At 56.3% G+C, this 11,792-nt stretch carries 10 protein-coding genes; 6 read left to right on the top strand and 4 right to left on the bottom strand.

Annotation, left to right across the window (positions count from 1 at the left end; translation table 11 throughout):
- Positions 1 to 117: 117 nt before the first annotated feature.
- The 4 genes from JTM80_RS17270 (at position 118) to JTM80_RS17255 (ending at position 5,541) form a co-directional block, all read left to right on the top strand.
- On the top strand, positions 118 to 654 hold the full coding sequence (locus JTM80_RS17270; RefSeq protein WP_172358135.1) for a DUF3122 domain-containing protein: 537 nt from the start codon (positions 118 to 120) through the stop codon (positions 652 to 654).
- Positions 655 to 744: 90 nt separating this feature from the next.
- Positions 745 to 3,957 carry a UPF0182 family protein gene (locus tag JTM80_RS17265; RefSeq protein WP_205369933.1) on the top strand — a complete coding sequence of 1,071 codons (3,213 nt, stop codon included), beginning with the start codon at positions 745 to 747 and terminating at the stop codon, positions 3,955 to 3,957.
- A gap of 137 nt (positions 3,958 to 4,094) precedes the next feature.
- Positions 4,095 to 4,550 (top strand): EVE domain-containing protein, encoded by a 456-nt coding sequence (locus JTM80_RS17260; protein ID WP_172358134.1) that lies wholly within the window; start codon positions 4,095 to 4,097, stop codon positions 4,548 to 4,550.
- A gap of 79 nt (positions 4,551 to 4,629) precedes the next feature.
- Positions 4,630 to 5,541 carry an amino acid ABC transporter substrate-binding protein gene (locus JTM80_RS17255; RefSeq protein ID WP_172358133.1) on the top strand — a complete coding sequence of 304 codons (912 nt, stop codon included), beginning with the start codon at positions 4,630 to 4,632 and terminating at the stop codon, positions 5,539 to 5,541.
- On the opposite strand, the gene JTM80_RS17250 is transcribed toward JTM80_RS17255, so the two are convergent.
- Positions 5,474 to 6,253, bottom strand: coding sequence for an ABC transporter permease (locus JTM80_RS17250; RefSeq protein ID WP_172358132.1), 780 nt, complete (start codon positions 6,251 to 6,253; stop codon positions 5,474 to 5,476). The genes JTM80_RS17255 and JTM80_RS17250 overlap by 68 nt on opposite strands.
- Positions 6,254 to 6,346: 93 nt before the next feature.
- Positions 6,347 to 7,174 carry an ABC transporter ATP-binding protein gene (locus tag JTM80_RS17245; RefSeq protein WP_172358131.1) on the bottom strand — a complete coding sequence of 276 codons (828 nt, stop codon included), beginning with the start codon at positions 7,172 to 7,174 and terminating at the stop codon, positions 6,347 to 6,349.
- 524 nt (positions 7,175 to 7,698) lie between these two features.
- On the opposite strand from JTM80_RS17245, the gene JTM80_RS17240 reads away from it, so the two are divergent.
- Complete coding sequence (locus JTM80_RS17240) at positions 7,699 to 8,823, top strand: ABC transporter substrate-binding protein (RefSeq protein ID WP_225906665.1); 1,125 nt, start codon at positions 7,699 to 7,701, stop codon at positions 8,821 to 8,823.
- A 572-nt stretch (positions 8,824 to 9,395) separates the two neighbouring features.
- Here the strand turns inward: JTM80_RS17240 and JTM80_RS17235 are convergent.
- Complete coding sequence (locus tag JTM80_RS17235) at positions 9,396 to 10,277, bottom strand: ABC transporter permease (protein WP_205369932.1); 882 nt, start codon at positions 10,275 to 10,277, stop codon at positions 9,396 to 9,398.
- Positions 10,278 to 10,382: 105 nt separating this feature from the next.
- On the bottom strand, positions 10,383 to 10,637 hold the full coding sequence (locus JTM80_RS17230) for a hypothetical protein (protein ID WP_205369931.1): 255 nt from the start codon (positions 10,635 to 10,637) through the stop codon (positions 10,383 to 10,385).
- Positions 10,638 to 11,394: 757 nt separating this feature from the next.
- Between JTM80_RS17230 and JTM80_RS17225 the strand changes: the two genes are divergently transcribed.
- On the top strand, positions 11,395 to 11,745 hold the full coding sequence (locus JTM80_RS17225) for a 4a-hydroxytetrahydrobiopterin dehydratase (protein ID WP_172359063.1): 351 nt from the start codon (positions 11,395 to 11,397) through the stop codon (positions 11,743 to 11,745).
- Positions 11,746 to 11,792 lie beyond the last annotated feature (47 nt).

The raw sequence follows: 11,792 nt of genomic DNA, 5'->3' as shown, positions 1-11,792 counted from the left end.
AGGAAGAACGAAAATCTGAAATCTAAAATCGAGATTCCGTTGTTGGGAGAATTCATGAACGGCGGCATCAATCCCCCCGGAATCTCCGGCTCCCTGCTATATAAGAACCAGAGCATCATGCAAGGTTGGCTTATGGAAATTCAACGGCTGGGGCGTTGGGGTCTGGTTCTGTTGTGCGGCGTAGTGCTGTGGTTGGGGTGGGCGTTGCCTGCGATTGCCCTGATTCATCCCTATCTGGAGGGTGGGGGGCAGGTGATGGTGCGATCGCTCCAAACGCTGCGAGACGAGTCGGATCATGCGTGGCAGGCGGTGCTGTTTAAGCGGGTGCGCGATGGACAGGTCGTGGATTTTCGGCTGCGGCTGGTGGGCTATCCAGGGGCGGCCTACTTGGCCCATGCCCAGCCGCTCAGCATTTCCACCGGGAGCGGTGAACAGTGGACTGCTCCCGATGTCTTTGGCACGTCTCGCCTGAATGATGATTTGGCAGGAAATGTTGGCGAGTACGATTTTCGAGACACAATGTTACGCTTGCAAACCGACATGCCCCTGCGGTTGGCGCTACCGTTAGAAGAGGGGCGATCGCTCGAATTGACGATTCCTCCCTTTGCCGTCCGCGAATGGCGACAACTCCTCGACTGGCAGCATGAGGATTAGTTCAAGACTAGGATTCCACCCCAGGATTCTGGTCGAGTCTTCTGACACCCGATCCCTTGCTGCCTCTCTCGGTTCTCCCGCTTCTTTCCTATGCCCCTTCCCTGCTGGCTCCGACTCCCGCGCCGTTATGCCATCCCGCTAGCCGGGGTGGGAGGTCTGCTGCTGCTCGATTTGCTGCGGCTGCTGGTTGCAGAGGGGCTGTGGTTTCAGCGGGTGGAGCATCTGCGGGTGTTTTGGCTGCGGCTGGGTGTGCAGGGAGGGCTGGGGCTGCTGGGGTTTGGGCTGAGCCTGGTGTTTCTGTGGGGAAATTTGGCGATCGCCCATCGACATTCTGACCCACACCTGAACCTGACTGCGATTCCCCGGTTTGGGGGGCTGCGGCTGCGTCCACTGGCGGTGCTGGTGTCGGGCATCAGCCTGTTGATGAGTGCGGCGCTGGCCTATCACGCGGGCGTGGCGATTAGCCACTGGCGGCCAGCCCTCAGCGTCTATACCCCTGCCGTCCAAGTCCCAGTGCGATTTCGCGCTGAGGTGCTAGGGCAACTGTTGATTCAGAGCTTTCAGCAGCCGTGGTTGGCGCTGATGATTCTGGGGCTGGCGGTGGGGCTGCTGGTGTATCCGCGAGTGCTGCTGTGGGGCTGGGCGCTGCTCACCAGTCTGGGCTTTGGGCTGGTGCTGTCGGAATATTGGGCCAAACTGCTGCTCGCCGCTTCGCCCACGCCCTTTGACCGAGCCGATCCGCTGTTTGGTCAAGATATTGGCTTTTATGTGTTTCGGTTGCCTGCGCTGGAGTTGCTGTCCTATTGGGCGATGGGGCTGACGCTGCTGGGGCTGCTGTCGGTGGTGCTGGTCTATTTGCTGGCGGGCGACAGCCTCAGCGAGGGGAAATTTTTGGGCTGGTCGCTGCCGCAGTTGCGTCATCTCTGTGGGCTGGGTGGGGTGCTGATGCTGGCGATCGCCCTGGCTCACTGGCTCAATCGCTACGGGCTGCTGTATTCCACCAGCGGCGTGGCCTACGGGGCTGGCTTTACCAATGTCCATGTGCGGCTGCCGATTCACAGCATCTTAGCAGTGGCGGCGCTGGTGTTGGGGGTGATTTTGCTGTGGCAGGCGATCGCCTCGCAGCGCTGGCGGGCGGTTCCGGCGGTGTCGGCTGCGCCGCTGCGGGGGTCGGCGGCCAGTCTGCCGAATCGGGGCTTTGTTTCTCGAACCGCAGCGACACCAGGGTTGCCACCGTTCGCTTCGCAGTCTCGCGGTCGCGTCCCATCGGCTTCGGCGGATTCTGCTCTATCGCTCCGGGGCTGGCGATCGCGCGAAGAGCGAATTGCAGAATATGCCCAGTGGTCGGGGGCTGCGGTTGATTTGCCGCTGCGCTCTGGGCTGGGGGCGGAGGAAACCGTGGCGCTGCTGCCGCGTCGAGTGCCGCCGCTGTTTTGGGGGCCGATGCTGCATCTGGCTGTTGCGGCGATCGCCACGACGCTGATTCCTTTTGTAGTGCAAAGCTTCGTTGTGCAGCCCAACGAACTGGCGCTGGAAACGCCTTACATTCAGCGCACCATCGCCCTCACGCGAGATGCGTTTAACCTACAGGTCATTCAGGACGATATCTTTGACCCCCAGACCGACCTGACGCGGGAGGATCTGCAAGCTAACAACCTCACCATCGACAACATCCGCCTATGGGACTCGCGCCCGCTGCTGGAGACGAACCGCCAGCTTCAGCGCATCCGCCCCTACTACGAATTTCCCGATGCCGACCTCGACCGTTACCAGCTGCCGACCACTCAGGGCACGATTGGCCTACGGCAAGTCCTGATCGCGGCCCGCGAACTGGACTATAGCGGCGTGCCCGCCGATGCCCAAACCTGGGTAAACCAACACCTCATTTACACCCACGGCTATGGCTTTACGGTCAGCCCAGTGAACACCGCCGATGAGGGTGGCTTACCCAGCTACTTTGTCGAAGGCGTGGAGCAAGTTGTAAGCGATCCGCGCATTCCTGCCCTGCTGCCGACCGACAATCCCCGCATTTATTTTGGCGAACTGACCAATAACTTCGTGCTGACGCGCACTCGCGCCCTAGAGTTGGACTATCCCAGCGGCGGCGAAAACGTCTACAACACCTACAGCGGCAGTGGCGGCATCCCCATCGGGTCTTATTGGCGGCGACTGCTGTTTGCGCGGCATCTCAACGACTGGCGAATGCTGTTTAGCGACCAGTTGACGGGAGAATCGCAGTTGCTCTATCGCCGCAATATCGTCAAGCGGGTGCAGGCGATCGCCCCCTTCCTGCGGTTTGACCGTGACCCCTACCCGGTCGCAGTTGAACTAGATGAAAAGATTAGCAACACCGACTCGCCGCCCAGTTCGCTGTACTGGGTTATTGATGCCTACACGACGAGCGATCGCTACCCCTATTCCGACCCGCGCAACAACGATTTCAACTACATTCGCAACTCCGTCAAGATTGTCGTCGATGCCTACAACGGCAGCGTCACCTTCTATATTGCCGACCCCAGCGACCCGATCATCCAGTCCTGGAGCCGTCTGCTGCCTCAGATGTTCCGCCCGTTCGACTCCATGCCCCCGGCTCTCCGCAATCACATTCGCTATCCGCAGGACTACTATCAGGTGCAGTCGAACCAGCTCATGACTTACCACATGACTGATCCGCAAATCTTCTACAACCGCGAAGACGAATGGCGCGAACCGAATGAAATTTACGCTAACGAGTCGCAAATTGTTGCGCCCTATTACCTGATTACCAAGCTGCCCATCGCCGATGCGGAAGAATTTGTTCTGCTGCGCCTCTTCACGCCGTCCCAGCGCACAAACCTGATTGGCTGGCTGGCGGCTCGCTCCGATGGTGAAAATTATGGCAAAGTGCTGCTCTATCGCTTCCCCAAGCAGCGGCTGATCTTTGGCCCAGAGCAAATCGAAGCCCGCATTAACCAAGATCCGCTGATTTCTCAGCAGATTTCGCTGTGGAATCGGCAGGGTTCGCGGGCGATCCAGGGTAATCTGCTAGTGATCCCCGTGGAGGACTCGTTGCTCTATGTCGAGCCGCTGTACCTCCAGGCAGATCAAAACCGTCTGCCCACCCTCACAAGGGTCATCGTGGCCTATGGAAACCGCATCGTTATGGCGGAAACGCTCCAGCAGGCCCTCGATGCCATCTTTGCAGAGGCTCCGGTGGATGGGACTCCTGCCGATGGCACTGTTGACGCGAATCCTGAAGCACCCCCCAATGGAACCATCGTGCGGCCGCTGCCGGAGACTGGGGTAGAGGGGGCGTTGCCGTGAGGGAGCGTTGCTGTCGGGGAGCGTTGCCGTGGGGGAGCGTTGCAGTCATGAAGGGTCAAAGCATTGCGGGAATACGCTTTTTCCCTGCTTTGCATTCCCCTAACCCCTAACCCGTAACCCCTGACCTCGAACCACTGATGCGCTATTGGCTGATGAAATCGGAACCAGATGTGTATAGCATTGAAGACCTGGAGCGCGATCGCCAGACGATTTGGGATGGCGTGCGAAACTATCAGGCGCGAAATTTCTTGCGATCAATGGAGGTGGGCGATCGCGCGTTTTTCTATCACTCCAACGCCACGCCGCCGGGAATTGTGGGGCTGATGCAGGTGTCGCAGCCGGATATCGTAGACCCGACGCAGTTTGACCCCAAGAGCAAGTATTACGATGCCAAGTCGCCGCAGGACAATCCCCGCTGGCGCACGGTGCAGGTCGAGTTTGTGGAGCAGTTTCCTCAGATAGTGACGCTGGAACAACTGCGGCAAACCTTTTCGTCAGAGGAACTGCTGGTGGTGCGCCAGGGCAATCGCCTATCGGTGATGCCGGTAGACGAGGCGGTTGCCCAGAAAATTTTGAAGCTGGCGAAAGGTTGAGGATTGGAGTAAGGTTGAGGACTGGAGTTAGGAGAGGCGGATGTCTCGAAACAAACGCAGGACTGCGAGGCGGGGTAGATTGGCGAGCTTGGGGCTGCTGCTGTGGCTGGGGATGCTGGCTCCCGCTTGGGCAGAGGCGCGTCTGGAGAAAATTCAGCGGACGGGCGTGCTGAGGGCGGGGGTTCGTACGGATGCTGCACCGTTTGGCACGCTGGATGAGTCGGGCGAACCGATGGGATATTCGGTTGACCTGCTGCGGCGAATGCAGGCGGATTTGTCTCGCAGCTTGGGGCAGAGGATTCAGCTAGAACTGGTGCCTACGACGGCAGCAGAGCAGTTTGCCCAGGTTAGCCAGGGCGCATTGGACGTAGCCTGTGGCACAAGCAGCATTACCCTCAGCCGCGAGTCGATGGTGGATTTTTCGGTCGGCTATTTCGTGACAGGGACGCAGTTTTTGCTGGCGCGGGGGCAGGGGCTTTCGGGCAATCGGTTACGAGTTGGCGGCGTATCGGGCACAACTAACGCAGAGCTAATTCGCAGGCGGCTGCCGCTGGCGCGAATTGTGTCCGTGGGCGATCGCGCTGAGGGGCTGTCTTTGCTACAACAGGGACGGATTGACGCGCTGGCCAGCGACGGCATCTTGCTGGAGGGATTGCGGCGATCGCTCCCCGATCCCGACGCTTATGAAGTCATTCCTCCCCAGCCTTTTAGCCGCGAGGTGTATGGTTGTCTGTTACCCAAACAGGATCTGCCGTTTCGTGCCCAGGTGAATCAAAGCCTGATTCGCTTTATGCAAGGCGTGCTGACGGGAGAAACGACAGCGACACAGTCGCTTGAGCGCTGGTTTGGGCCGCAGGGCGCTGTTCCCTGGGAGACGACGGACACCGTGACCCATTTTCGGCAGGTGGTCGAGCAGCACCGATCTAACGGGCCCAGTAGATTAGGTATTTTTCAGCCGCCGCGAAGAATCCGTAGAGCGCAGTCCCCATAATTGCCAGCACCATCAGACCCGCAAACCCCAGTGGTACGTCAAAGTTGGAACTGGCGGTGACAATGAGGTAGCCAATGCCCTTGTTGGAAGCGACAGTTTCCGAAATCACTGCCCCCACAAACGCCAGCGAAATTGCCACCTTCAGCGATGCAAAGACATAGGGCATGACGTGGGGAAAGCCGATTTTCTGAAAAATCTCGAGCTGAGATGCGCCGAGCGATCGCATCACGTCCTTCATCTCTGGTTCCACCGTATCCAGCCCCAGCGCCACGTTGACCGCAATTGGGAAGAATGCCAGCAGGAACGCTGTGAGGATGGCCGGAATCGTGCCAATTCCAAACCACAGCGCAAATAGCGGAACAAGCGCCACCTTAGGAATGGTATTGAACCCAACCAGCAGCGGGTACAGCACAATGTATGCCAGCCGCGAATAGCCAATCATGAAACCGAGAATCACACCCGCCAGAATCGCCAGCAGAAACCCTGCCAAGGTCGTGAACAGCGTTTGCATAGAATTCTCCCACAAAGCCGAACTGCGGGCGATCGCCGATTGCAAAATTGCAGACGGGGCTGGCAGATTGTAGCTGGGAATATTGAACAACCGCACCATCAGCTCCCAAAACACAAACAGCAGCACGGTTGCCACCGCTGGAAATATAATGCTGGCAGATTTGGTACGAGAGAATTTTTCAAGGCGATCGAACGTAGTCATGATAACCAGAAGAATGGTAAAAGCAGGGATTGCGGAGGCAAAGCGGAATATAAAGCAGAATAGAAAAATGAGAATAGAAAAAATGATGCTGCGCTAGTTGCGATGAATGTGGCGACGCAGGTCGGCCACAATGTGGTTAAAGTCGTCCGATAGCATCATGTCTGGCGTAGTGGGGCGCGGCAGCGATACGTCCACTTTGTAAATAATCGAGCTAGGTCGCGGCCCCATGACATACACCGTGTCAGACAAAAACACCGCTTCTCGCAGGTCGTGGGTAATCAAAATGCAGGTGCAGCGATTGTGCATCCATAGCTCTTGCAGCATCACCCACATCTCTTCACGAGTGAAGGCATCCAGCGCCCCAAACGGCTCATCGAGCAGCAAAATTTCAGGTTTGTGAATCAGCGCCCGACATAGCGAAGCCCGCTGGCGCATTCCACCCGACAACTGCCAGGGATACTGCTTCGCAAAGTCCTTCAGCCCCACCGTAGCCAGCAGCTCTTCCGCAGCGCGAGCGTGGATTGCCTTGCGGCTGGGATTGCGAATTTCTTGCTTATACGGCTCCACTACCTCCAGCGGCAGCATCACGTTTGCCAGCGTATTGCGCCAGGGCATTAGCACCGGGTTTTGAAAGGCAATGCCAACGTTTTTCAGCGGTTGGGTAATCTTTTTTCCGCGAAATCGGATTTCTCCCAGGGGCGCGGGCGATAGACCCGACACCATCCGCAGAATCGATGTTTTGCCGCAGCCGCTCGGCCCGACAAACGACACAAACTCGCCCTCGGCAATGTTCAGCGAAATCTCGTCGATAATGCGTCGCGGATTGCCATCGACTTGGTATTGCAGACCAATGCGATCGAACTCCAGAATGACAGGCTTGTCGGTTTTTGCAGCGCTGTCGATTGTTTCGGATTGAACCATGATGAGAAAACCCTTGACGCATTCAAGATGCCCTCCATTTGGGCAGCTAAGCAGGAAGGGATTCTGTAGTTCTTGACACAAAACCTGGGAATTAAGGCAAAGAGTTTTTAAGACGGTAGTTTTGCCAGTTTTGACAAGGTTCTTAATGAATTTTCAAAAGTTGGCGATCGCAAATTGTAGCCTGGGTCACGTTTCGCCGCTTCGGATGTGTATACAGTACACCTTACGCTGAACCAAACTAAGCCAAGGGCACTGCTCACCTGCGCCCTTCCAGCAGTGTCCTCATTAGGTTTGCTGAGTATTGATTTTGCGCTGTTTCGCCTGCTATCGCTTAAATGATTTGTTGAGCTGAACTGAATCTGTGCAGGCAATCTGTGCAGGCAATGCGCTTAACTTTTCAGGACTGATGCAGGATTCTCGACAGCGCAAGCTCAGTTGTTGAGGTAGGTTCAGCGTTGCTAGGGACACCCTGTAGTAAACAACTTGAAGCATTGCTTGGTGCAGATCAACTCTCAAAGCGCACTATGAAACTTAATTGGCTGGCTCGATTTCTCTCCATTGCTCTGGTTGCTTCCCCCATGCTGCTGAGCAGTTGCCAAACGCCTACCCCAGAGGCGACTGCTCCAGAGGCATTGCCAGGGACGACGGCGGCTTCTTCCCCGACGGCTCCGAACGAACTGCGGACGATCAAGGTCAACCCCTCTTGGCTCCTGCAAGGAGACAATGCGCCGATCACGCTGGCCAGCGAGAAGGGTTACTTTGCAGAGGAAGGGCTGAACGTGGTGATTGAGCGGGGTTATGGCTCTGCGAAGACCATCACTGATGTTGCAGCGGGGACGGTGGAGATCGGCTTTGGCGATATGTACTCGATGATCGAGTTCAACGCGAAGAATCCGAATGATCCGGTGGTGGCGGTGGCCGTGCCTTACAACCGCTCTCCGTTTGCGATCGCCACGTTGTCCACCAACGGCATTGCTGATCCCAAAGCCCTCCAGGGCAAGAAACTGGGCGCACCTGCCGGAGACGCGCCGCGCAAGCTTTGGCCTGTGTTTGCAGAACAGGTGGGCATTCCTGCCGACTCGGTGGAATGGATTACGATGGAGCCAAAACTACGGGAAACGTTTCTGGTTAAGGGCGATGTCGATGCCGTCAGCGGGTTTTCGACCAGCATCTTGCCTGCGCTTGCCAAGGCAGGCAAGCAAGAGTCTGACTTGACAATGTTCTACTACAACGACTTTGGGCTGGATCTCTATGGCAATGCCATTGTGGTCAAGAAGTCTTTCTTGGAGCAGAATCCCGACGTGGTGCGGGGCTTCTTGCGGGCCTATTTCCGAGGAATGCAGGACGTGATCAAAGACCCGGCTGCGGGGCTGGCATCGGTGATGAAGGCGGGCGATTCCCTGATGGAGGAAGTGTCAGAAAAGCAGCGCCTAAAGATTGCCCTAGAGCGGCTGTGGGTCACTCCGGAGACTGAGGCGAACGGTCTGGGCGGCATCGATCCGGCTCGCTTTGAGCAGACGATCAAGCAGGTGGCTGGCGTGTTTGAAGTGACTCCACCCCCGATTGGCGAAGTGTTTGACGATAGCTACCTGCCGCCTGCGTCGGAACGTGGCTTGCCGCCTGCGGGCGATCGCCAACCGCTGAACTAGGGCAGATTGGCTCAGTGTCTGTGCTTTGCTTTATGTTTCGTTTCTAGATTTGATGTCTCCTAGAGATTGCGGGGGGTGAGAGCGATGCTTTCATCCCTTTTTTATGTCACTAATGTACTTCACGCAGCAATTTCAGCCCTCACCCTAAATCCCTCTCCCAGAGCGGGAGAGGGACTTCAAACCCATAGCTGGCTCCCCTTCTCCCAAGCGGGGAGAAGGGGTTGGGGGATGAGGGCAATCAGTTTGATGTCTCAGAGGATGTTTGAAAAGTCCTACTGTTTGTAGCAAAGCGCGCAAGATCCCCCTAAATCCCCCTTAAAAAGGGGGACTTTAAGGCGGTTTCCCCCCTTCTTAAGGGGGGCTAGGGGGGATCTCTGAGTGCTTAACATTACAGGCGATACCTTTTCAAACACCCTCTCAAGTATGTCAGTGCCTTTTTTATGACTTGCTTTATGACTTGTCTCCATTCTCCGAAGGGAACTGCGAATCAATCGGGACACCAACTAAAATCCAAAATCGCATTTATTCCACCCAGCTTCAACCCTCAGGCTTCCAGGCTTGGGCTTCAAACCTTAGGCTTCCAAGGCTCCCTGGCGGAGGGCGATCGCCAGTCCACCAAATACAATCAGCATCACCACTAGCGAAAACGCTGCGCCCAGCGGCCAGTTGTAGGACACACCAAACTGGGATGAGATGACGTTACCCAACATGATGCCGCTGGGGCTGCCTACCAGACTCGGCGTGATATAGTCGCCCATCGTCAGCGCAAACACGCTGATAGAACCCGCAAATACGCCCGGTCTCACCAGGGGCAGAATGACTCGGCGAAAAGTTGTGAGCGGCGGTGCGTTCAGATCGGCGGAGGCTTCCAGCAAGTCTTGGGGCAATCGCTCGAAGGCGGTGATGATGGGCAAGATCATGAACGGTAGCCAGACGTGAACAAACGTGAGCATGGTCGAAAACTGGTTGTAGAGGAACACCGTGCTAGGTTCCTGAAGAATGCCCAGCGACAGCAGTGCCGTATTCAACACGCCGTTATAGCCCAGAATGATTTTCCAGGCAAACACCCGCACCAGATAGCTTGACCACAGCGGCAGGATGACGAGGATCGTCAGGAGCGATCGCCACTTGCCGCCAAACCGCGCAATAAAATAGCCAAGCGGCAGCGCCAGCACGATATCAATCAGCGTCACTCCCAGCGCCGTGCCCACGGTTCGCAAAATCACCGTGCGATAGGCGGCATTCGTAAAAATCGTTTTGAAATTGACCAGGCTGAACTCTTTGACAATATCAAACGCCTCCAGCCGCCACACGCTGTAGGAAATCAGCAGCGCCAAAGGGACAAAATAGAGCAGCGTCGTCCATACCAGCGGCGGCAGCAGCGAGGCATATAGCCCGACCGGACGGCGGGTGCGGCGCGGGGGAGCAGTTTTGACAGGGGCGATCGCAGTCACAATAACGGGGGTGGGGATTTGAGTATGGGGAGCCTAAGAGGGATGGAGTGTGGATGGCACAGTTGCTCCATTATCACCCCACCCTTCTCACTTCATCCTCTCTCCTCACATCCGCTGCATGATTTTACGAAAGGACTGCTCGCGATCTGTGCTGGCGATCGCCCCTGCCAGATTGCCCAGCAGATGAGGCATCGCCATCACAAATCCCAAGTGAACACGCCACTTACTCCAGTTCGTCAGCGCCCGCGACAACGGCAACACGTTCCAAAATCGGTTTACCGAACAGACGGCATCGGTTCCGAGGCTAGACACCTCATGCCACCAGCCCGCAGGAAACCACAACGGGCTTTCCAGGTACAAGATGCTGCTGCCGAAACAGCCTCTGCGTCAGGTTTTGTACATCTATTCGGGGAACTGGCTTGGCAAATGTTTGGAGATTAAAATCTTGAGGATCAAGAGGGTTGTTAGGGAATGAGTTTGGTTGAATCATAGGAGAGTACGCTACGTCACACCACAGGTACAGAACAGTTACAGAATGCGTTCAGGAATGCTTTTAAGAATGCGTTCTGCACGCAAGGCGCTGAAATTGCAAAACGCTGAAAAGCATTTCATAACCATTCATATTGGAACGCTGCCAGACGGATATGCGAGCCGAAACGACATTCCAGCGCACCCGAAACAAGATCACGCCCGATCCAAGCTGAATCGACCGCGATCAAAAGCAGCAATCAGAACAGCAAAGCCAAGAAAACAGCAAAGCGCCCATTGGTGATGACCTCTGGGTGCGCCAATATGTTTCAACCTTAAATATTTGCTGCGAAGCTTGCAGCAGTCTAGAAAACAAGACTGCAAAATTTAACCACAAAAGTACCAGCTTACGGAACTGTTTAATTTCTGCGTAAAGCTTTTTTAAGAAACACGGTTCGATCCCTTGGGCCGCGGCGATCGCCCAGAGGTTGTGATACTAGGAGAACAAGTTTGAGGCAGTTTTGAGGCAGTCAGATGAGTCCCTCTAAGCCCATTAAACAAGTCCATCAAAATGGAGTTTCGTATGCATAGAAATCTCGCACCCCGGCGCAATTGGATACTGGGCGCTGGGCTGGGACTGGTGCTGGCAATGGCAACCGGAGCGCGGGGGGCGATCGCCCTCCCAGTCTTGCTCAGCAGTGATGAGATAGCCCGACAAATGCAGGATCTATCTGACTGGGCCCTGGCAGGACAGGAAATTTCCTGCACTTACTCATTTGGGAACTTTGTGGAGGCGATCGCCTTTGTGAATCGCCTAGTGGAACCCGCCGAAGCCGCCGCCCATCACCCCGACCTGACGATTGCCTACAACCGCGTCACGCTGCGACTCACCACCCACGACGCAGGCGGGCTGACGAATCTCGACTTTCGCGTTGCCCAGGCTGCTCGCGCTGCGACCAATCCTGGCGGCTCGCCGCTGACCTGTGCTGCGATGGAATAGTGCAAATACTAGAGTAGTGCGAATAATGCAAAGATAGGGTCGCTTTA

Origin of the sequence: Thermoleptolyngbya sp. PKUAC-SCTB121, from assembly GCF_016919485.1 — a bacterium.
Classification (GTDB): Bacteria; Cyanobacteriota; Cyanobacteriia; order Elainellales; family Elainellaceae; genus Thermoleptolyngbya; species Thermoleptolyngbya sichuanensis.
Note: the sequence above shows the minus strand (reverse complement) of the source record. Positions and strands in the feature narration are given on the sequence as shown.

Coding starts and splice junctions, on each gene's coding strand:
- JTM80_RS17270 (WP_172358135.1), top strand. CDS start 118: ATGCAAGGTTGGCTTATGGAAATTCAACGGCTGGGGCGTTGGGGTCTG.
- JTM80_RS17265 (WP_205369933.1), top strand. CDS start 745: ATGCCCCTTCCCTGCTGGCTCCGACTCCCGCGCCGTTATGCCATCCCG.
- JTM80_RS17260 (WP_172358134.1), top strand. CDS start 4,095: ATGCGCTATTGGCTGATGAAATCGGAACCAGATGTGTATAGCATTGAA.
- JTM80_RS17250 (WP_172358132.1), bottom strand. CDS start 6,253: ATGACTACGTTCGATCGCCTTGAAAAATTCTCTCGTACCAAATCTGCC.
- JTM80_RS17245 (WP_172358131.1), bottom strand. CDS start 7,174: ATGGTTCAATCCGAAACAATCGACAGCGCTGCAAAAACCGACAAGCCT.
- JTM80_RS17240 (WP_225906665.1), top strand. CDS start 7,699: ATGAAACTTAATTGGCTGGCTCGATTTCTCTCCATTGCTCTGGTTGCT.
- JTM80_RS17225 (WP_172359063.1), top strand. CDS start 11,395: ATGGCAACCGGAGCGCGGGGGGCGATCGCCCTCCCAGTCTTGCTCAGC.